This is a genomic window from Paenibacillus praedii (assembly GCF_049725345.1).
Taxonomy (GTDB): Bacteria; Bacillota; Bacilli; order Paenibacillales; family Paenibacillaceae; genus Pristimantibacillus.
Window position 1 is genome coordinate 1 of record NZ_JBMWAM010000008.1, and the last position, 21,877, is coordinate 21,877.

At 43.8% G+C, this 21,877-nt stretch carries 14 protein-coding genes; 3 read left to right on the forward strand and 11 right to left on the reverse strand.

Features of this window, described 5'->3' with window-relative positions; translation table 11 throughout:
- Positions 1–1,063: 1,063 nt before the first annotated feature.
- From cysC to ACO9K6_RS09490, 5 genes are read right to left on the reverse strand one after another with little or no spacing between them, the layout of a single operon-like run.
- Positions 1,064–1,669 carry an adenylyl-sulfate kinase gene (gene cysC / locus ACO9K6_RS09470; RefSeq protein WP_424767315.1) on the reverse strand — a complete coding sequence of 202 codons (606 nt, stop codon included), beginning with the start codon at positions 1,667–1,669 and terminating at the stop codon, positions 1,064–1,066.
- Positions 1,670–1,682: 13 nt separating this feature from the next.
- Positions 1,683–2,516 carry a hypothetical protein gene (locus tag ACO9K6_RS09475; RefSeq protein ID WP_424767316.1) on the reverse strand — a complete coding sequence of 278 codons (834 nt, stop codon included), beginning with the start codon at positions 2,514–2,516 and terminating at the stop codon, positions 1,683–1,685.
- Between the two features lie 35 nt (positions 2,517–2,551).
- Positions 2,552–6,475, reverse strand: coding sequence for a glycosyltransferase (locus ACO9K6_RS09480; RefSeq protein WP_424767317.1), 3,924 nt, complete (start codon positions 6,473–6,475; stop codon positions 2,552–2,554).
- 29 nt (positions 6,476–6,504) lie between these two features.
- On the reverse strand, positions 6,505–7,857 hold the full coding sequence (locus ACO9K6_RS09485; protein WP_424767318.1) for an ABC transporter ATP-binding protein: 1,353 nt from the start codon (positions 7,855–7,857) through the stop codon (positions 6,505–6,507).
- A gap of 25 nt (positions 7,858–7,882) precedes the next feature.
- A complete protein-coding gene (locus ACO9K6_RS09490; protein WP_424767319.1) occupies positions 7,883–8,683 on the reverse strand; it encodes an ABC transporter permease in 801 nt (266 codons plus the stop codon).
- Positions 8,684–9,066: 383 nt separating this feature from the next.
- On the opposite strand from ACO9K6_RS09490, the gene ACO9K6_RS09495 reads away from it, so the two are divergent.
- From ACO9K6_RS09495 to ACO9K6_RS09505, 3 genes are all read left to right on the forward strand, one after another.
- A complete protein-coding gene (locus ACO9K6_RS09495) occupies positions 9,067–11,328 on the forward strand; it encodes an O-antigen ligase family protein (RefSeq protein WP_424767320.1) in 2,262 nt (753 codons plus the stop codon).
- Between the two features lie 158 nt (positions 11,329–11,486).
- The gene (locus ACO9K6_RS09500) at positions 11,487–12,497 is read left to right on the forward strand and encodes a M23 family metallopeptidase (protein WP_424767321.1); all 1,011 of its coding nucleotides are present in this window, start codon (positions 11,487–11,489) and stop codon (positions 12,495–12,497) included.
- 55 nt (positions 12,498–12,552) lie between these two features.
- On the forward strand, positions 12,553–12,999 hold the full coding sequence (locus ACO9K6_RS09505; RefSeq protein WP_424767322.1) for a bactofilin family protein: 447 nt from the start codon (positions 12,553–12,555) through the stop codon (positions 12,997–12,999).
- A 75-nt stretch (positions 13,000–13,074) separates the two neighbouring features.
- On the opposite strand, the gene ACO9K6_RS09510 is transcribed toward ACO9K6_RS09505, so the two are convergent.
- The 6 genes from ACO9K6_RS09510 to gltB form a co-directional block, all read right to left on the reverse strand.
- A complete protein-coding gene (locus ACO9K6_RS09510; RefSeq protein ID WP_424767323.1) occupies positions 13,075–13,869 on the reverse strand; it encodes an ABC transporter permease in 795 nt (264 codons plus the stop codon).
- The gene (locus ACO9K6_RS09515; protein ID WP_424767324.1) at positions 13,862–14,782 is read right to left on the reverse strand and encodes an ABC transporter ATP-binding protein; all 921 of its coding nucleotides are present in this window, start codon (positions 14,780–14,782) and stop codon (positions 13,862–13,864) included. Before ACO9K6_RS09515 ends, ACO9K6_RS09510 begins: the two co-directional genes overlap by 8 nt.
- Positions 14,783–14,874: 92 nt before the next feature.
- Entirely contained in the window at positions 14,875–15,168 is a 294-nt protein-coding gene (locus ACO9K6_RS09520; RefSeq protein WP_424767325.1) for a hypothetical protein, read from the reverse strand.
- A gap of 70 nt (positions 15,169–15,238) precedes the next feature.
- Positions 15,239–16,147, reverse strand: a complete 909-nt coding sequence (locus ACO9K6_RS09525) for a sugar phosphate nucleotidyltransferase (protein WP_424767326.1) — start codon at positions 16,145–16,147, stop codon at positions 15,239–15,241.
- A 47-nt stretch (positions 16,148–16,194) separates the two neighbouring features.
- The gene (locus ACO9K6_RS09530; RefSeq protein ID WP_424767327.1) at positions 16,195–16,635 is read right to left on the reverse strand and encodes a PilZ domain-containing protein; all 441 of its coding nucleotides are present in this window, start codon (positions 16,633–16,635) and stop codon (positions 16,195–16,197) included.
- Positions 16,636–16,936: 301 nt separating this feature from the next.
- Complete coding sequence (gene gltB / locus ACO9K6_RS09535) at positions 16,937–21,541, reverse strand: glutamate synthase large subunit (RefSeq protein WP_424767328.1); 4,605 nt, start codon at positions 21,539–21,541, stop codon at positions 16,937–16,939.
- Positions 21,542–21,877 lie beyond the last annotated feature (336 nt).

Below are 21,877 nucleotides of genomic sequence, written 5' to 3' on the forward strand. Positions count from 1 at the left end.
GACTGCTGTCAAACGCAGCCTAGCAAGGGGTTTCCACATGAGGGTGTTTTCAAACTGCACTTTTCTTGACTATTCCATCAGTTTATCAAGGAGAATACACTTGTAACGGCACAAGATACATAAAATGTACTGAGTGGTCTATTTACCGAAACAATTTAAGAAATGCTTTAAGTGGAAATGGAATCGTCTTTCGGTTACGATAAGTGCGATGTGAATAGCTAACAGACCATAAATATCCAATACGAACAAAGTCATAAAACGTTTATCAGCGAATCGGGAATTAGGACTATCATCCCTAGGGGTCGACAAGGGGAATTTGAATCCTAGGTCTTGAAGAAGCATCAATCGATGTTACCGGTATTGTAAATCGTTTATTAGCGCTAAACGCCAAAAGAGTCAGCATTCGAAATATCAAAGATGACTTGATTAACTTCTATGGGGTTTGACATGTCTCAGAGGCACAATTCCAATATGACCAACATAGACCGTTTCCCTCATCCTAGAATGCAGAGTCGGACGTCACAGAGCGTGTACGCGGTCATAATTTTTGGATGTCATTTGAAGACAGGGTGCGGCAATTGTGAAGAAAGTTGCGTTTATGGTTATTGATATTGATTTGGACGGTAGCAAAAATTGTTCTGGGCATGTGATAAGCGAGAACGAGTCCGCAAAATTTTAAATGAACTGAAAACCCGCGGTGTTCAAAAAAAATTCAACACTTGTGTCGACAACCTAAAGATGTTGTATTTCTCTACGATGGACGTCGTACATGTAGGGACTGGCCATGTCCAAAACTGAGGACAAATCTGTCTGGATAGGGCAACATATGCGTTAAAAGGGTGATTCCCCCTTCCGGGGGGAATACCATGTATGAGTTATTACAAAATTATTGACAAGCAAATGGGCTATCTGAGCAGTGAACAGTTTCCCAGCTTCTTAAAACTCTTGCTGTTTAAACTTAAACTTAAATCTTTTTCATTGAATAATAATTCCCCTCCACTGCATTGATAATCAAAATTTCACCGTTAAAAAGGTCGATCTAGATTCAAACTCATTTGGAAGGCTAAAACGTATCCATATAACCTTTTTCGCGTAAAAAATCAGTTATTTTCCTAATTGATTCCTCTAATGTTAAAATATCTGTTTCAATAGTTATCTCTGATTCCAAGGGTTCTTCATAAGGTGCAGAAATTCCTGTGAACTCTGTTATACTTCCCTCTCTTGCTTTTTTATATAAGCCCTTAGGGTCACGTCTCTCACATTCTTCGAGACTACATTTCACATATACTTCTATGAATTGGCCATTATCAAACATTTCTCGAACCATTTGACGATCATCTTCATATGGTGAAATAAAAGCAGAAATTGTTACCAACCCTGCATCTACTAGTAGTTTCCCTACCTCACCGACTCTTCTAATATTTTCCTTCCTGTCAGCCTCACTAAATCCAAGATTTTTGTTCAATCCATGACGGATGTTATCACCATCTAATACATAGGATCGAATATTGGATTTATAAAGTTCTCTCTCCAATTCAACTGACAAAGAGGATTTTCCTGATGCAGATAAACCAGTGAACCATATAATACAACTTTTATGTTGATTCAAACGATATCTATCGTCTCTAGAAATCTTAGTATTATGCCAAAAAACATTGCTTAAGGACATAATTTCAACCTCCTTAGCCTAGCTGCCTTTTCACTTTTTTCTTTTTAAATTTGTAGATAAACAATGTACCTGTAGCCAATATAATTAGCAATATCAGCATAGGGTAATTAAACTGTTTCTTAAAAGCTTTTTCACCTACTTCAGAGGTAGTGCCATCATCGAATTCAGCTATAACTTGGATAGTGTGTATTCCTTTGTAAACCTTAGAAACATCCAATGTATATTGAAATCCACTATTTAGTTCAACGTGAGTATAAAGCTTTTTAATATCTTCACGCGCTATTCCTGAATGGGCATTTCCAATAAAATGCCCATTCAGCAAAACCTGTATAGACTTTATCTTCTTCTCACTAGATACCCAACCCTGTACATCAAGATGATTGCCCTTCACTAACGTTAATTCTTTCAAAGGTGCCTCAATTGCACCTTCGATAGGATCTGATTTCACAAATTTTGTTTTCGTTATAATTCCTTTTAAACCCGACTTTGTAACAGCCTCAATCGTAATGATGTAATCCCTATCTTTATTTTTGCTTAAATCCAAAACCATTTGATATCCACTTTTTTCTGAGCCTTGAATAGTCGGGTAAACAAGAGCAACATCTTCCCTTGATATACCGTACGTTGCTTCACCGACAAATTGATCATCTAAATAAACGTTTATATGCTCAACCCTGTCTTTATGCAAAGCCCAACCTCTTAGCTGCAGCTGATTAGATTGAACTACAGCTCCTTCTTCCAATGAATCCAGTTTCCCCTCAAATTCTGCTTCTGCATTTACAACCTGTACTAAAGAAACAGACAGGAATAAACAAATAAACAAAACTACTTTAATCATATACCTCAAGATTTTCTCTCCACCTTATGTTTTCAATCTTGATTCTATTTATACTGGTTCGCAGGTCTACCTATCGAAAAATCTTCTCTTGCTCTAGTTAGATTAGGACTATAGAACCGATCGTTATTCATGTATTCCGCCCAATTGTCATTCATATACTGGACTTCTCTTTTAAACCTTTCTTGCTTTTCGGGTGTGTCCTCATAGCCGCGAGTTTTGGATTCGTAGTGGTATAGCCTCACATCTGGAAGCACTAAATTGTACTTTCCATTGTTTAATAATTTCAAACATAGATCAACATCGTTACATGCAACAGATAGAGTTTCTTCAAATCCATTTACAGCTTCGAAGTCTTTCTTCTTCAGCATTAGACAAGCACCGGTCACTGCAGAGTAGTTAGAGTTCAACAATAATCTCCCCACATAGCCTGGCGAATTCATTGGAAAGCCTTTGTGGCTATGTCCAGCCCAGCCTCCAATTCCAAGTATAACACCTGCATGCTGCAGCGTATTATCCGGGTACAATAGCATTGCACCTACCGCACCTATACTTTCTCGCTGTGCTTGACCAACCATACTTTCTAGCCATGTTGAAGTAATTACCTCTGTATCATTATTTAAAAATAATAACATCTCACCATCAGCTATCCGAGCACCTTCATTATTTAGTTTTGGATAATTAAAGGGTATATCTAATTCTAAAACTTTAAATCTTTCGTTAACCTTCGTTTTCCATTCTTTAAATAGCTCGAAGGTTTTCACATCTGTACTGCCGTTATCAACGATTATAACTTCGAAATTATTGTACGTTGTTTTTTGAAATATTGATTCAAGACAGCCAGCTAAAATCTCATGCCCATCTCTTGTAGGAATGATAATGGATACCATTGGCTCATCTACAACAGGATATTTAACTAGATATTGTCCTGGATAATTGGGAATAGGATTAACTAAGCCACCCTCTTCTCTTCGATCCAATGCTTCTTGTATCGCTTTTAACCCAGCGACGAAAGCATAATTTTTAGCACTGGAATCAAAAGCAGTTGAATCAGCTATCGTCCTCCAATGATATAGAACTTTTGGTATATGGTAGATTTTATTTGTTTTTTCTGTCAGACGTAACACAAGGTCATAATCTTGGCTGCCTTCAAACCCTTTTCTAAACCCACCTATTTCTCTGACAAGCTTTGTTCTATACACCCCCAGGTGGCATGTATACATTTGGGATAAGAAGGTATCTGGCGACCAATCTGGTTTGAAAAAAGGTGAATGAATTTCCCCCTCCTCCGATATCTTATCCTCATCGCTATAAATCATGTCTGCATCTTGATATTTATTTAACAATGCGACATTTTCATATAATGCATCTAGAGTTAACTCATCGTCATGATCAAGCAATGCGACAAATTCTCCATTCGCCATTTCTAATGCATCGTTTGATGTTAAAGAAATATGCCCATTCTCCGTTCTGAACTTAACCTTGATTCTATTGTCTGAAGATGCAAGTTCATTGAGAAGCGGCCGGATATGTGTTTTTGTCGAACAGTCGTCTACTAAACACAGCTCCCAATTAGGATAAACCTGATTTTTTACAGAGTCTACGCAATCCCTCAACCAACGCTCATCTACGTTATATACTGGTACTAAAATAGAGATAAGCGGCTTATATCGGAAAGAAAGTGCGGAAGCTTTCATTTTTTCCCATTCCTGATCGCTACGCTCACTAAGTTTAATGAACTGATCATAATCAGTTGCCTTGATGCCTGAATCTAATGGTGAGTGCAGGAAGGATATATTTTTTTTAGCCAGTCCTCTCCACCCTTCAGTTTTAAGTAATCGAATAGATTTTTTCATAAGCAACATTAATGATCGAAACGTAAACCCGTTTTTGTTAAAAAAAACAAAAACCGGGCGAATTAATAATTCCGGCTTTAAGACCGGCCTTATAGTTACATTTGAAATTGCAAACTTCTGTTCAAGTTCACCGGGATCCAAACGCAGAGCATGAACAGATTTGGGCAAACGCACAATACGCTTCATTCGATTAGAAACTGTATCTAAATACCCAACCGACGCAATCTGCTGTTCTGACATCCCAGCTCCTACATCGTAATAGATCGTTAAAGGTGTAAGCTGCTCAGCTTCTCCAGTATATGAAATTTCCATCCACCCTCCAAATATTGGAGAAGAAATATGGAAATTCGGATCATTACCAATGGACACCCATTTCCCATCTGGGGTTAACTCTAAGTCATGTGTCGGAATTAAAGTTACATCCTTCTCTCCCAAAACTTTTCTTTTTAAAGAACGGAGTGCTTTTCTCATGAAGATCCCCGTCTCACGTAATGGTTTTGTTAATCTCCACGACCTGCTTGTACGGAATAATAATATCTCCTGGTTAGCACTTTGAAGTTCCAGTTGACGTTCATGCAATTTTTGTTCAATTAATAAGATTTCACGAGTCAAATCTTTAACTTGTACATCCTTAAATGCAATTTCTGAGGATAAAGAATCACTCAATGATTTAAGTTTATTAGCTTCGTCTATTATCTGTTCAAGCTTATTATTAGAGTCTCTCAATTCTCGTTCTAACTGTTCATTTTTATCTTTATTAATCGAAAGCTCTGATTCATACTTACCAATGATTGCTTCTCTTTGCTCTCTATATTCTTGTTCAATAGCATGCACAACTTCTGGTGACAAATTAAATTGAGCCATCCTAATTTTAAGATTCAATGGCTCTGAGCTCTCAGGAAAATCGGATATATAAAAATAAGGATCATTATTCAAAGAAATCAAAAACATATCTTCATGATTACCATAGATAATCATATTCTCTGCTTGTGTTACCCTTTCATATAATTGGATTTCAGACCAATTTTCCGTGCCAGACATAGCAATCTCAATAGATTGAATATTAATCGCGGCAGTCGTATTTGACGGATCAATTCTTAATGGAGATTTGATTCCAGCGGGTAACGTCAATATATAGTCTTTATATTTACCATTCGATTCAATATTACATTTAATTGAATTATTTTCGTTAAAGTTACCGTCGCTATTGTTAATATAGTAAATTTGCAACTTTGCGTCGAAATGAATCCCAAAAGTTTCTAAACTAATTTTGTTGTGCGCATTAAAATCTTTAAATATTGAATTGATATTTTGATTATAATGCAAAACATTGGAGTCTTCCTGTGAGTTACACAAATCCATACTAATACGTAATAATTCCCGATAATTAAATGGGAATTTATCATTTTCAATAAAATGTAAAGGCTCTGACTTTGAATGCCTTAAATTGGGTTTTAGTAATGTAGAGAGCTTCTTAATTACCTCCTGCTCATCTAAATCAACTTCCATCAACCTCATAATTTTATTTATGTCATTTTTATTATTTTCCAGCAATCGATCATAGTTAACAATGACTCTTGCATCGTTCGAAGTCCAATAAAGAGCCGAAATAGTGTAATAAGCCCAAAGACCAATAGATTTTTCCATCGAATATCCATCCCGTTTCCATAAAGATGCTGCGATATCCAACGGGTTTCTAATCGTAATTACGAATTTGCATTCAATATTCAGTTCTGCAAATATCAGCTTCCATAAGGGCAATAATATACAAGTTCGTGGATCCTTAAACACCCATAAAGGGTGATGCATGAACTTCTCTAATATGATTTGTTTAATTGCCTCTTTGTAAATATTTATCTCTGGTAGTTCCCACCAGTTTTCTGGGAATATACCGACAGAATCCCATACGAGATTTAGTTGCTGCAATATTTGATCATTAATAGAAACAAATTGCTGATACTCCCAAAAACCTTCAGGATTGTCTTCCTGCGGTGGTAATAACTCATCTTCCTCTCCAACATATGCCCCTAGAGCACTAATAGCCCTGGTAACTACGGATGTTCCGCTTCTATGCATTCCGAGAACACATATTACTTTGGATTTCGTATTATTCATCGTTATCAACCTGCTCTTTCCACTCATTGTCATTCTATTACATTGAATTCAGGCATAACTCCAAAGTCAACTAATGAAGTCATATGACTATTTTCTGAAGGAAGAATTTTAAAGGCTAACAGATCAATCTTTCGATCGAGAAAAACCTCATCATTGCCCTCTATACAAAGAACACCCGCATTTAAAAAATATATTCCTTGGGCTAATCGAGGGATAAAAGAAAACTCGACTTTAATAACTTCCCCTGCTTCTACCATTGGCTTCCCTTGTCCAATTGGAGATGATTGACCCCCACCTAATTCAAGTCCACTACCTGTTTTTATTAGCATGCCAAATCTCACATTAACGCATCGCTTATTGAAACGCACATTATAACGATAAATATATTTTTGATTTGGTAATAGTAAATTGACTTTTCTATCTTCTATATTCACAATTTCGGGGTTGAAGATTTCTGCACCTCTTGATTCATATAATATTGTTTCTTTAGGAACCAAATGTGGATCATACATTGCTTCTTTAGCATACGCTTCTTCTGTCATCTCAATCCCATTAGGTATATTTCTTCCATCAAGTTTTTCAGACTTATTTGAATCATTTGCTATATTCTTAATTTCTTCTTTAATAATTGCTGCTTTATCTGGGGGCGCAAACACTAATTTTTGATATAGATTAACTACTCTCTTACTTGATCCAACCATGAGCTGCTCTCCAGAATCAAGTAAAACCGCACGATCACATAATTCGATAATAGCTGCTCCAGAATGAGAGACGAATAATATTGTTCCTCCTTGTTTTTTGAATTCTTCGATCATCAAAAAACATTTTCTTTGAAACAATTCATCCCCAACAGCCAAGGCTTCGTCAATAATTAGCACTTCTTTGGGTACCATAGCTTGAACAGCAAATGCTAAACGCAAAGCCATACCGCTAGAATATGTTTTAACAGGTCTATCAATAAAATCACCTATATCAGCGAATTTAATAATATCTTCATATAACATATCAATTTCCGAGCGATTTAACCCTAGTATAGTACCATTCATATAAACATTTTCTCGACCAGTAAACTCCGGATTAAAACCACTACCCAACTCCAATAAAGCTGCAACTCTACCATTTACGTGAATGTCTCCAGAGGTTGGGTTTAAGGTACCTGCAATAATCTGAAGCAACGTACTTTTCCCAGATCCATTTCTCCCAATAATCCCCACTGTTTCACCTTTATAGACCTCAAATGATGAATCTCTCAGTGCCCAAAACTCTTGATAGTAATTTTTTTTTCCTCTCATTAAGCTTTGTTTTAATCGATCTTGTGGTTGCTGATAGACCTTAAAAGATTTGCTTATATTTTGTACGCTAATACTTATATCCCTTTTCACTTTATCCTCCGATATCCTATTCGAGTTATAATACATCTGAAAATCCTGATTTAGTTTTGTTAAACCATATATATCCCAGAATAAAAACCACCGCACCTATTAGAGTCCCTATACCTAGCCAACTCCATTGAGGCATTTGCCCCCAGATTACTACTCTTCTTGTATCTTCGACTACATAGCTAATAGGATTTATATAGTATATAAATTTTAAATTTTCAGGAACTGCATTAACAGAATAGAAGATTGGACTTAGTAACATGATCGCCTGAATAACGATTCCAACAAATTGGCTCAAATCCCTTAAATAAACACCCAAGGAAGCTAAAATCCAAGATAATCCAATTGTCATTAATAATAAAGGAAGAAGAACGAGAGGCAGAAGAAAAAGAGTCCACTGAAGAACCCCTAACATCGTTATCAAACAAGTAAGCAAGATACTCAAGTTAATACAAGCATGTATCAATGATGATCCTAAAATTGAAATAGGTAATATTTCCAGTGGAAAAACTACTTTTGTAACAAGATTTGAATTTCCCACAATTAGACCTGGAGCCCTCGAAATTACTTCAGAAAAGATATTGAAAACAGTAAGACCTGTAAAGATTATCAATGCAAATTCGACTTTATTTGCTTCAGTATTACCCCATCTCGCATTAAATATTTCACTAAACACGAATGTGTATACAACCAGCATTAATATAGGATTTATAAAGGTCCAAAGTAAGCCCAGATGAGAGCCCTTATACCTCCCAACGACTTCTCTTTTTGTAAATTGCTTCAAAACAGCCCTATTATGAAAGAAGCTTAAAAACATCGAACGCAACATTTTATTTTCCCCTATTCTCTTGGTACAAAAAAGGAAAAGAATAATACCTTTTTATTATGTACAAATATGTAATTAAAATCGATTTTTCATTAGAACAATTTCTTATTTAAAATTCAGGTCATAGAAGCAATAACGAATCTACCATCGTAATCTTACCAAAGTTCCTTCCAATTTAATACCTCATTTTACTTCCAAAACTGAAACATTTGTAGAATTTTCACCTAAATCGTCTAAATTCACTCTTCCTAACCTCCCATCAAATTTGTAAGCCGCATACAATTCCCTTCACTTCTCATATAGTAATCTCGCCCCCCATTTGTTAAAATACACAGTGAGGTTTGCAGTTTCATATACATACTTTTTCGGATGAGGAGTACTTAAGAATGAGCGCACGAAAGAAATCATTTAGCACCACGAAATCTGCATCATCGGACTTCCCGCTGCTAGGCTGGGTCGGAACGATAGGTATTGCTTTATTTCTTATGATTTTTCCGTATAATCGAGGGCTGTTTAATGGCTATGAACTGAGCTTTGAGCAGGACATTTATGGTGCGGCTATCTTCGGATATGTCATGCTTCTAATCCTTGCAGCATTTCTATTCCGGAAGTGGCAGTTTAATAGCTATAGAAGTCTTTTATCGATAGCGATTTTGGCGCTTCCTGTCGTTTATTGGCTAGCTTCTTTCCAGGCCGTTTCTAGCTACTACGCGAAGTTTATGACGCTCGTCTTCTTCCTGCTCGCGATTTTATTTATGAGCGGCATGTATTTTGCGGAATCGAAGCTTTCACGTAAAACAATCGAATACGCTTTAATGCTCACGTCTTATCTTATTGTTATCTTCGGAATCTTCAATTTGTTCGGTCAGCTCTACTATCGCGATGCTTTGTGGCTCGCACATGACGGCTATCGACTGACTTCCGTATTCCAATATTCGAATACTTATGCGGGCTTCCTGGTTGCTCTTTTTCTCGTCAGCCTTTATTATGCCGTGCATTGTATTCGTCCCTCCGCACGTCTTATTCATGCGGCAATGCTCGTTCCCATTTGGGTTTCTTTCATGCTCACCTACTCACGCGGCGCTATTGTAGTGATTCCCGTCATGGTGCTTATTCTGATGCCGTTCCTGCGATTAACGAAACAAATCGCATACATCGCATTTATGGTCGTCTCCGTGCTGGTATCGATGGCCATCCTCGGCAGGCTGACTATCAATGCGGATCAGATCGCCGCGATCGTTCAGCCTACGGCAGAGAAGGCTCAAAGCACGATCTCGATGTTCAGCTCGCTTCCGCTGCAGAGCTGGGGACTTCTCTTATTAGGGATAGTCATTACAGCAGGGCTTATTATGCTTTATCATGCGAAGGCTGCCGCTCCAATTGAAGCAAAACTGGAGAGGCTGGCTTCCCGCAAATGGTCCTTTGCGGCTATGCCTGTCGCGTTCATCGTATTGACGGCTGCTGGGGTTGCCAGTCTCTTGAGCAGCAGCGCAATTCGCGGCCTGCTGCCGGACAAGGTCGCAGTCCGCTTCGAGAATATTAATCTCCAGCAGCACTCTGTTCTGGAGCGCTTGACCTTCTACAGGGATGGTTTAAGTGTTGCCAGCGACAATCCGCTGCTTGGCGGCGGCGGCGGCGCATGGCAGGCGATGTTTGAGCAGTATCAGAACAACCCTTATTGGAGCAGACAGGCACACAGCTTCTTTGTGCAAGTGCTTGTCGAGACAGGCTGGATCGGCTTAATTGCATTAGTAGGTCTGTTGGGCTTTATTTATTTCCTATATATTCGATCCTACATTCGTTATCCGGAGCTGCGCGGCAGTCACTTTATTTTCTTTATAATGTCACTGTCGCTCCTGGTGCACAGCGCTATCGATTTCGATATGAGCTATGTCTTCATCAGTTCGATCGTCTTCCTCTCTCTAGGCGCTATGCTGGCACCATACAGCAGCAAACTTGTGATCAGGCGTTTAAGCGGTCTTTCGAAAAAGCCTTGGACATCAATCGCTTATCCAAGCGCATTGGCTTTGTTGTCTATCGTCCTGCTTGTTGCTGCCATTCGTGAGAACAGCGCGATTCAAAAATATAATCATGCATTTGATTTAGTGTCAAAGCAGCAGACTTCTTTCGATGAGCTTCTAGTTGCAATAGACGACGCTGTTGATGCCTCGCCTAAGCACTCCAGCTTCTCTCTAACGAAGGCAGATTGGCTGGAGCAGGCTTTTAATCAGACAAAGGATGCTCAGCATCTGGATGCTGCAATAAGTACGCTGGATCAAGCGAAGAAGTATGATCCTTACAATCGTTCTATTATCTTGAAGCAGTTCAATTTACTTCAAACAAAAGGACTATTCAAGGAGTCTCTAGCAACCATCGACGATGGGGTCGTAAAGTTCCCTTGGGACATCAACATTTATGAAGCAGCAATGACGTCCTATGCGAAGGCCCGCCAAACCGCACTTACCGATCAAAATACAGCCGAGGCCGCGCAGTACCAGGATCGAATTCTCGCTTTATCCAGCGAAGTTGAGCGTAGGATTTCACAGCTTGCGGACCTTCCGCCCGAGCAGCAGCAAGGCCGCTCCTTCACATTCACGCCTGCAATGGAGGAAGCGATTGCCGGGCTTGAGCTCTCCGCTAATCATTAAGCTGCCAATTCAGAACAGACTGCCTGACCGCACCTTATGCGGCCCCGGCAGTCTCTTTTTTTATTACGAGTTTATGGCATTTTTTAAAGCTTACAAGAATAAATAGCAATAGAGAACGTACTGTGCTTTGCCATACCCTTTCAGAAAGGAGGAGCCTATTGAAACAAGCGCGGAAGCCAAAATGGTCCTTCGTGGTGATGCGCGGTGCCGACAAAACCGTTAAGCAGTTTCACGTATCGAAGCGATCGGTCTTCGCTGCTCCGACTGCAATTATACTTGCGGTATCAGGCTGCATTGCGGGGCTGCAATTCAAATCAGCCTACGAGCTGCGGCATTTGGAAGCGCAGTTAGCAGAGCAGGATGCCTACTTCGCGCAAACGGTATCCGTTAAGGACGAAGCGATCGTTTCCCTGCAGCAGGAAATTGTTCAGCTGTCGCACCAAGCGCAGGAGCTGGAAACAAAAGTCGGGGAGCTGCAGGAGCTCGAGCAGAAGCTCCAGCAATTCATTGCGAAGTATGGCAACGCTATCTCCCCCTCATCCACAAGATCTACTCCTGCTGATGACAACAAACCGTCTGTCCAAATACTGTCAGCTATGAAAACCGATGCTGCAATCGATGCAGAGAACCATCACACCTCAAAGCAATTTGCTCTACTCGCGCAGAGCACCGGTCTCGAGCTGGAGACTCTTACTGCCATGGTAGATACGATGGAATATACAATGGCGCAGACGCTAAGGCTTGCACATGATAAAAGAACGACCGTAGACGCTTATCCCTCCAGTTGGCCGACAAGCTCCAAACAGCTGACGTCCGGCTTTGGTTATCGGAGCGATCCGTTCACGGGACGAACCACGTTTCATGCTGGCATTGACATTGCAGGCAAGCTTGGCGATCCGATCTTTAGCGCAGCTGACGGCACCGTAGCCGAAACCGGCTATGACAGTGAACTTGGGTGGTATGTAATCATTGATCACCTAGGCGACCTGCAAAGTGAATACATGCATCTTTCCCAAATCGAAGCCAAGAAGGGTGATATTGTCGTCCGCGGTGAAAAAATCGGTTTATTAGGCACGAGCGGCAGAAGCACGGGGCCTCATTTGCATTTTCAAATTATGCAAAAGAACAAGCCTGCCAATCCTCTGAAATTTCTCGTGATGGAAAGCTAATGCTTGAGAAAGTGGCCTTACTGCATACAGCATAAAATTAAGGAGGGAACACGCCATGTTCAAGGATCATAAGCGACTCGCGGCTACTGACACGTTAATCGGCCAGGGAACGCTTGGCGAAGGCATAATCAAGTGCGAGGCAAGCCTTCGAATCGAAGGAGAATATCGCGGCGATATAGAATGCAAGGGAGATGTTGTCATCGGAGAATGCGGTATCGCAAGATCCAATATTACAGCTAAGGACATTACAATAGCCGGCAACGCATTTGGTGACATCGTCGCGAATGGGCGGCTCATCCTTACCTCTTCCGGACAACTGACGGGCAATATAACCGCTAATGCTCTCATCATTCAGGAAGGCGGCAAGCTTTACGGCAGCTGTCAAATGGTACAAACCGCCGATTCGACAAATCGCCCGCAAAATGGCCCCGAGCCGGCGCCGCGGCGTGAAAAGGATTCTAATGTAAAGGAAACCAAAGAAAAATCACGCCAAGCGGGTTAAATGAAAAGCCGTCTCCCGCAGCCTTCTCTCGAAGAAGAAGCTGCTGGAAACGGCTTGTTTTACATCTATTTGACTCTAGGAAGCAACATCCCGTTTGTTGAACACATACCAGGTTAGAGCGATAAAGATGGCGTAGTAAACCGCCAGCACTCCGAGTGAATAGCCTAACGTCATCCCCTCGCGCATCGGGAAATCGTTCAAATATTGAGTAAGATTCAGATGAATAAATAACACATAGTCAATCCATTTGTAATCCAGCATCGCGATCAACCCAATGAAGCCGTTCACGCCAAGAACAAGAAACAACGAGAAGCCGATTGCTAACCCGCCGCTTCGGAATATGGTCGACAGCATAAAAGCAAGCGTCACGGTAACCAATAAAGTTATAAAAGTAAGCCCATAATACTGCAGCATGTACATAAGTGGATTTTCTTCGCCAGGAAGCTGGAAGGCTTGCTTTACCTCTTCGGACTGGTTAATGCCAAAGATAACCCAGTTCACGAATAAAGCGCTGATGAACAGGACAACAGCGAGCAGAAGCGCAAACAGGATGATCGCGATATATTTGGACAACAGAATCTTCGATCTCGACCACGGACGAATAAGCAGCAGCTTGATTGTTCCTGACGTAAATTCCTCCGCAACTCCTCCAGCAGCAATAACGACAGTAAATATCGTTACGAGCAAGAACAATACGGAAGATTCCATAATGGCAACCTCCCACATTGATGTGTCTCTGCCGCCGAAGAATAACCATAGAATTGAAATCAGCAGAACTAGCGCGACTAAAATACCGGACATCACCCAGCTGCGGGGACGACGGTATATTTTCATATTTTCATTCTTCACAAGCTCCAAAAAATTAACCAATCTGTTCCCCTCCTGTGACCTCCAAAAATTGATCCTCTAACGATTTTATGTGCGTACGAATACTGTAGACTTTAATGCCCGCGGCCACCAGCGCAGCATTAACCGCCGCCGTGCCATCTCGATCCGTCTCTACGGCTATCACTTGCTCAGCGTCCGGCACGGCATGCACTCCCGTTGCAAAGAGCGCATCAATAGCACCTTGAGGCCGGTCAACCTCGATGAGAACACGCGTCGCGACGGTTGGCGCCTGCGCTCCCCGGATCGTTCTGACGTCAATCAGCTTGCCATTTTGGATAATCGCCACGCGGTCGCACATCAGCTCCATCTCAGACAGCAGATGACTGGATACGAATACGGCAATCCCTTCCTCCTTGGACAGCATTCGCAAATAGTCGCGCAGCTCGCGAATGCCTGCAGGGTCAAGACCATTCGTAGGCTCATCAAGAATAAGCAGCTGCGGCTTATGCAGAATCGCTTGAGCAACGCCCAATCGCTGCCGCATGCCAAGCGAATAAGTTTTTACTTTTTCCTTAATGCGTCCTTCAAGGCCTACCAGCTTAACGACCTCCTGTACGCGGTGCTTGGTAACTCCAGGAATCATCCTTGCATAATGGAGTAAGTTATCATAGCCGCTCAAATATTTATACATTTCCGGATTTTCTACGATAGCTCCAACATGACGGATAGCCTTCTCATAATCCTTCGTAATGCTATGTCCATTAATCAAAATTTCGCCTTCAGATAAAGACATTAAGCCAACCATCATTCGAATCGTCGTTGTTTTGCCGGAGCCGTTAGGACCGAGGAAACCAAACACCTCTCCAAGCGGCAATTCAAGTGTCAGGCGATCAATTATCGTTCTTTTGCCAATTCGCTTCGTTACATTTTGCAATTTGACTATAGGCTGCTCCATTTCCATGCTCCTCCTCCTTGCGTCCAAATTCTTTTCATTATAAACGATGGAGGAAACAATTGGAAGTTGTAAACAAAAAACAAGCCTCTTCTCTACATCTGTCCTGTAGGTAAGAGGCTTTCATTATCATTCGTTCGATAACGCTGTACTGCTTGCTCGGCAACCTTCGCATCCGCACGAAGAAACATTTTATAGTCATAGTTACTGGTCTTACCCGGCGATTCAGCTGGCGACTCATACTTCTCATGCTCCATACTGCATGCTAAGCAATAGCCCATAGGATGTACCACTCGGAAAAAACCTGTTCGAAACATAATATCCGCAGCAAGACTAGAAATCATTTCTCGGCAACTAACGCAATAAAAACGATCCTCTGTACTCGTCATCCGATAGACCGCCCCCTTTAGGCCATATTCAACTGACTAGTAATGTCGTCCCATGCTACGTCAAGCCTGATCACATTGTCCTTCCGTATTTCCTGATCGGTCTGCCCCTCTGCGACTGCTCACGCTCATTCGTGATCTCGCCTGCTCCCAGTCGTTGGAATGATATTTCCTCGGACAAGGTCTTCCAAGAGCCTAGATCCTTCCACTTTCCTTCATAACACACAACTGATTTAGAATCGTCTTTGAGCGCGAGCTCTGCTTCAAAGCTGGCTTTAGGAAGCTTATCATAATGCTTGTACAGCTCATCATAATGAATCGGCAGTTCACGCTCCATTAGCAGCGTTATGATAAAATCCAGCCTAAAAGCATATATGCCGCTGTTCCATAGAGCGCCTTCCTTGATTAGCTGCTTCGCCTCCGCTTCATTAGGTTTTTCCTTGAAGGTTTGCACCTTATGATCATACATGCCCTCATCTTGAAGCAGCTGGCTGTTCTCTGGAAGGATGTAGCCGTATTGCTCACTCGCGAAGGTCGGCTTTATGCCAACCATCAACAGCTCTGACTTGCTTTCCCTCAGCAGCTTGGGCAAGCCTCTTATGCAAGAGTAGAAGTCATTATTAACATATGCATCAACAGGCATCATAATGACTGTCTCGTTTAACGAGACGCTAGCGATCGAATACAAATAAGCAGCTGCAAGCGCTGCTGCTGGAAAGGTATCCTTTTGCTCTGGTTCAATGATAAGCGGAGCCGCCGCACCCACCTGCTTTTGGACGATTTCTGCCTGCAGGCGGCAGGTCGAGATCCGGGTATGTTCCTGCAGATCCGTCTCATCAAGCTGTCTCCACATCCGTTGCAGCATCGATTCCATGTCCCCGTTCGGAGCCTCTAAAACAGATAAATATTGCTTCGCGCGAATATTGTTGGTCAGGGGCCACATTCTTTTTCCCGAGCCGCCTGACAATAAAATGATTTTCAAGAGATGTCGCCTCCAGTTAGTCATATACTGAAAATTAGACAGTCTAACTAGCTGCTATAATGCGTACGCTGCTTATGCAATAACCGACTATATATATAATGGATTTTCTGTTGCTGCGGCTGACTTTCCAGCAGCTCCTGATTCATGACCCCGATAATTAAGGAGCGCATGGCATCCGAGCATTCGAATACGACGCCATGGGCGTGCTCATTGCCATTCGTTGCACGCCACACGATACGTCCGCGCACCACAAGCTGCACATTCGAAATGGTCATTTTGAATTCGGCCAAATAATTGTGCTGAACAGGAAGCTGCAGGCCCGTTAAAAAGCATAATCCATTTTGACTTAAATTAAGGATTCGCACTGTAGAAGACGAGCTTGTAAGAAGCTGTCCCTTCCTGCTGACCAGTCTAAGCTCGGCTATAATTCCTTCCTTGAAGCGAAGTCTGAGGTGAGCTCTTGAGCTGTCACTCCTATTGATACCCATGCTTCATTCCTCCAACAGACCATTAACTAGCTGGTTTATATACTTTTGCAGCTGAAAGTTGTTTGTAAGCGCTGAGTGATGAAAGGAATATTAACAACATTATACCCGAGTCGACAGCTGTAACTTGTCGGTTAGTGGGTGCGTCATTTTTCTATTTTAGACTGATTTTGTCGAACAAGCGGATACGTTGTCGCATCCTTTGACACTAATCCAAAAGTCTTCAATGGGCAAAAAAAAATGGCTGAGCAGTAATTACGTTGCTCAACCATTTTTATTCATTTCAGGTTCTATAGTTTATATCTTACTTACCGCCTGCACGTGCAAGCTCTCTCTTATTCGCTTCGAAGGCTGCCAGCAAAGCCGCTTCGCCAGTCAAGCCCGTATCTTCTACTTTACGGATTTGCTCAAGCATCCGTTTGTAGTCCTTCGGAATAACCTTCACGAATTTATCGAGCGAAGCCTCCCAATCGTTCAATACGCGGGATCCAACAGCACTATCCGTGTATTGAACATGCGCCTCGATCATACCGCGAAGCTCTGCAATGTCCTCCGAAATCTCAAGACGCTCAAGCAGCACCATTTCCAGATTGCAATGGTTGTAGAATTCGCCCTTCTCATCGTAGATATAAGCGACGCCGCCTGACATACCTGCACCGAAATTGCGTCCTGTGCCGCCGAGAATAACGACGCGACCTCCTGTCATGTATTCGCAGCCATGATCGCCCACACCTTCAACAACGACATTAGCCCCGCTGTTACGAACCGCAAAGCGTTCACCGGCAGCTCCGCGAATATAAGCCTGACCGCTAGTCGCGCCATAAAGCGCCGTGTTGCCGATAATCACATTCTCCTCAGCAACGAAGGTTGCTTTCGGTGAAGGTGCAACGATAATTTTACCGCCTGACAAGCCTTTGCCGACGTAGTCATTCGAATCGCCTTCGATAGAAAGCGTAATGCCTTTAGGCACGAATGCGCCAAAGCTTTGACCCGCCGTTCCTACGAAGTGGAATGAAATCGTATCGTCAGGCAGACCGGCAGCGCCGTACCGTCGCGTTACTTCACTACCAAGAATCGTTCCGACAACACGATTCGTGTTGAGGATCGGGAACGTACCGCGAACGCGCTCGCCGCGCTCAATCGCAGGCTGTGCCATTGGTACCAGCTGCTGCATATCAAGCGACAGCTCGAGTCCGTGATTTTGCTCTTGAATATTATATCGAACAGCATCCTTCGGCAAGTCCGCTTCATAAAGCAGACCGGTTAAATCGATGCCCTTCGCTTTGTAATGCTCTTGAAGCTCCTTCGTCTCAAGCAGATCGACGCGTCCAACCATCTCTTGAATGGAACGGAAGCCGAGCTCAGCCATAATCTCGCGCAGCTCTTCTGCAATGAAGCGCAGGTAATTAACAACATGTCCCGGATCGCCCATAAACTTCTTGCGAAGCTCAGGATTCTGTGTCGCAACGCCAACCGGACAAGTATCCAGCTGACACACGCGCATCATGATGCAGCCTAGAACGATGAGCGGAGCAGTTGAGAAGCCATATTCTTCAGCTCCGAGCAGTACAGCAATCGCTACGTCACGGCCGTTCATCATTTTGCCGTCAGTCTCAAGCACGACACGGTCGCGCAGCTTGTTAAGCATAAGCGTCTGGTGTGTCTCAGCAAGTCCAAGCTCCCATGGCAGACCCGCATGACGGATCGAGCCCATTGGGGAAGCGCCTGTCCCCCCGTCATAGCCGCTGACCATAATAACGTCAGCACGGCCTTTCGCAACACCTGTCGCGATCGTTCCAACGCCAACGCCGGATACGAGCTTCACGTTAATGCGAGCGCGCGGGTTGGCATTTTTCAAATCGTGTACAAGCTCAGCCAAATCCTCAATCGAATAGATATCATGATGCGGAGGCGGCGAGATCAAGCCTACGCCAGGCGTAGAGCCCCGAACCTCAGCAACCCACGGATATACTTTAAGGCCAGGCAGTTGACCGCCTTCACCAGGCTTCGCGCCTTGGGCCATCTTGATTTGAATCTCGTCAGCATTGACAAGGTAGTTGCTCGTTACGCCGAAACGTCCGGAAGCAACCTGCTTGATCGCGCTGCGTCTGGAATCGCCGTTCGCATCTGGAATGAAGCGAGCCGGATCCTCTCCGCCCTCACCGGTATTCGATTTGCCGCCGAGACGGTTCATCGCGATAGCCAGGCTCTCATGCGCTTCTTTACTGATCGAACCGAAAGACATCGCGCCCGTCTTGAAGCGTTTCACGATCGACTCGATCGATTCGACCTCTTCAAGAGGCACCGCTTGACGACCTTGCTTGAACTTGAGCAGCGAACGAAGCGTCAGATGCTTCTTGTCCTCGCCCTGAACAAGCGTCGAGAACTTCTTGTACAGCTTATAGTCATTCGCACGAGCAGCCATTTGCAGAGTATGAATGGTCTGCGGCGTGAACAAGTGATCCTCGCCGTCCTTGCGCCATTGGTAGTCGCCGCCAGAGTCAAGCTCCTTCTCTCCGCCCTCTTGTTCAGCGAATGCACGGTTGTGATGCTTCAGCGTTTCGTCCGCAATGACATCAAGGCCGATGCCGCCGATACGGGACGGAGTCCCGGTGAAGTATTCGTTAATGACATCCTCTTTCATGCCGAGCGCTTCGAAGATTTGTGCGCCACGATACGATTGAATCGTCGAAATACCCATTTTGGACAATATTTTAATAACACCCTTAGTGGCTGCTTTAATAAAGTTTTTGACTGCCTTCTCATGCGATAAGCCGCGAAGCATGCCTTGGCGAATCATATCGTCAAGCGTCTCGAACGCAAGGTACGGGTTAACGGCGCTCACGCCGTAGCCGAGCAGCAGCGCAAAATGGTGCACTTCACGCGGTTCGCCTGATTCAAGCAGCAAAGCGACCTTCGTCCGCGTGCCTTGACGAATCAGATGGTGATGCAAGGCGGATACGGCCAGCAGCGCTGGAATCGCCGCATTGTCCTTATCCACGCCGCGATCAGATAGAATAATCAGGTTATGCCCTTTGTCAATTACGCGATCAGCCGCTTCGCACATTTGCTTAAGCGCTGCGCGCAGACCCGCTTCGCCTTCGCTCGCTGGGAAGAAAATAGGAAGCGTAATCGCGCGGAAGCCTGGACGTCGCACATGGCGCAGCTTGGCGAACTGCTCGTTGGACAGAATCGGTGTCTCCAATTTAATATGACGGCAGCTTTCTGGTTCAGGATTGAGCAGGTTGCGCTCAGGTCCGATCGTCGTGCCCGTCGCCGTAATAATCTCTTCACGAATCGCGTCAATCGGCGGATTCGTTACTTGAGCGAACAATTGCTTAAAGTAGTTATATAGACGCTGCGGACGCTCTGACAATACAGCAAGCGGAGCATCATAGCCCATCGAACCGATTGGCTCGGCGCCACTGCCAGCCATTGGCTCAAGCACCTTACGAATATCTTCGAATGTATAGCCGAATGCTTGCTGTCTCAATTGGACCGTCTCATGGTTCGGCTCCGGCAGCTCAGGAGCTTCTGGCAGCTCTTCAAGACCTACGAGATGCTCGTTCAGCCACTCACGATAAGGATGCTCCTTCTCAATCTCCGCCTTCACTTCCTCATCGGAAATGATGCGGCCCTTCTCCGTATCAACAAGCAGCATACGGCCTGGACGCAAGCGGTCCTTGTATAGAATTTCTTCCGGCGGAAGCTCTACCGTCCCTGCCTCGGAGCCTAGAATAATATGATCGTCCTTTGTGACGTAATAACGCGCAGGACGCAGACCATTACGGTCAAGAACAGCGCCGATTTTAACGCCGTCTGTAAAGCCTAGTGCAGCAGGACCGTCCCAAGGCTCCATCAACGTGCTGTGGTACTCGTAGAATGCTTTGCGCTCGTCGCTCATGCTCTCATGGTTCGACCAAGGCTCCGGCACCATCATCATGGCAGCATGCGCCATCGAGCGTCCGGACAAGAACAGAAACTCCAGCGTATTATCAAACATCGCTGTGTCTGAGCCGTCCGGATTAATGATCGGTTTGATTTTCTCCAGATCATTGCCGAACAATTCCGTTGCGAACAACGTTTGACGAGCATGCATCCAGTTCACGTTACCGCGCAGCGTGTTGATCTCGCCGTTGTGAATCATATAGTGGAAAGGATGCGCGCGTTCCCAGCTTGGGAACGTATTCGTACTGAAACGGGAGTGTACGAGCGCCATCGCCGATACAACCGACTCCTCATTAAGCTCGGTGTAGAACGAACGGACCTGCTCTGTCGTAAGCATCCCTTTGTAGACGATCTTTCTCGAGGATAGGCTCGAGAAATAGAACATATTGCCGCCTTCCTTGCCGGCATAACGAATCGCAAGCTCTGCGCGCTTACGAATAACATATAATTTGCGTTCAAATGCCATATTGTCCTTCAGGGCATCGTTCTTGCCGATGAACAATTGACGAACATAAGGTTTTACGGCCAATGCGGATTCACCAAGCTTGCGGTCATCCGTTGGTACTGTACGCCATCCTAATACCGATTGGTTCTCTTCCTCAACAATCGTCTCTACCTCGCGCTCAATAGCGCTGCGTGCGGCCTCATCCTGCGGCATAAAAATCATGCCGACAGCATAATCGCCTTCTGCTGGAAGCTGAATCTCCTGCTTCTTCAATTCTGATGCAAAAAACGCATGCGGAATCTGAAGCAAAATACCCGCTCCATCCCCCGTATTCGGCTCGCTGCCTTGACCTCCGCGATGCTCCATGTTCTCAAGCAGCATCAACGCTTGGCGAATGACCTTATGTGATTTGATACCTTTGATGTTGGCCACAAAGCCCATGCCGCAAGCGTCTTTCTCGAATTGCGGATCATAAAGCCCCTGCTTAGGCGGCAATCCCAAAATATGTTCTTTCATTGTGCGCAACCTTTCTACGAGAAGATTTTTGGGTAAGCGTGAACGTTGTTGAAATAAGCACCGATGAAAACGCGTTACGCTTCATTTTTGGCTTTTTTTATCATAGAATAGTAGTCAGCGAGGCGCATCGGCCTGCCCCTTTCCATTCATAAGCGAAACGGCAAGCAGCCCCTCAGCGGAGCGCTTTCGTTTAAGTGACCATGAACCGGGCCTATACCGCGACAATGCGATTATTATATCATTCTAACACCAGGCCAAATTGGAATCAATTTAATATTTTCATAATTGTTTGTACTTTTTGACTACTGCCGTTAACGTCTGAGCCGCCTAAAGATA

Excerpts from the sequence above, each read along its gene's own strand:
- ACO9K6_RS09490 (WP_424767319.1), bottom strand. The coding sequence starts at position 8,683 with ATGTTGCGTTCGATGTTTTTAAGCTTCTTTCATAATAGGGCTGTTTTG.
- ACO9K6_RS09530 (WP_424767327.1), bottom strand. The coding sequence starts at position 16,635 with ATGGGTATCAATAGGAGTGACAGCTCAAGAGCTCACCTCAGACTTCGC.
- ACO9K6_RS09520 (WP_424767325.1), bottom strand. The coding sequence starts at position 15,168 with ATGACGAGTACAGAGGATCGTTTTTATTGCGTTAGTTGCCGAGAAATG.
- ACO9K6_RS09480 (WP_424767317.1), bottom strand. The coding sequence starts at position 6,475 with ATGAATAATACGAAATCCAAAGTAATATGTGTTCTCGGAATGCATAGA.
- ACO9K6_RS09515 (WP_424767324.1), bottom strand. The coding sequence starts at position 14,782 with ATGGAGCAGCCTATAGTCAAATTGCAAAATGTAACGAAGCGAATTGGC.
- ACO9K6_RS09505 (WP_424767322.1), top strand. The coding sequence starts at position 12,553 with ATGTTCAAGGATCATAAGCGACTCGCGGCTACTGACACGTTAATCGGC.
- ACO9K6_RS09495 (WP_424767320.1), top strand. The coding sequence starts at position 9,067 with ATGAGCGCACGAAAGAAATCATTTAGCACCACGAAATCTGCATCATCG.
- cysC (WP_424767315.1), bottom strand. The coding sequence starts at position 1,669 with ATGTCCTTAAGCAATGTTTTTTGGCATAATACTAAGATTTCTAGAGAC.
- gltB (WP_424767328.1), bottom strand. The coding sequence starts at position 21,541 with ATGAAAGAACATATTTTGGGATTGCCGCCTAAGCAGGGGCTTTATGAT.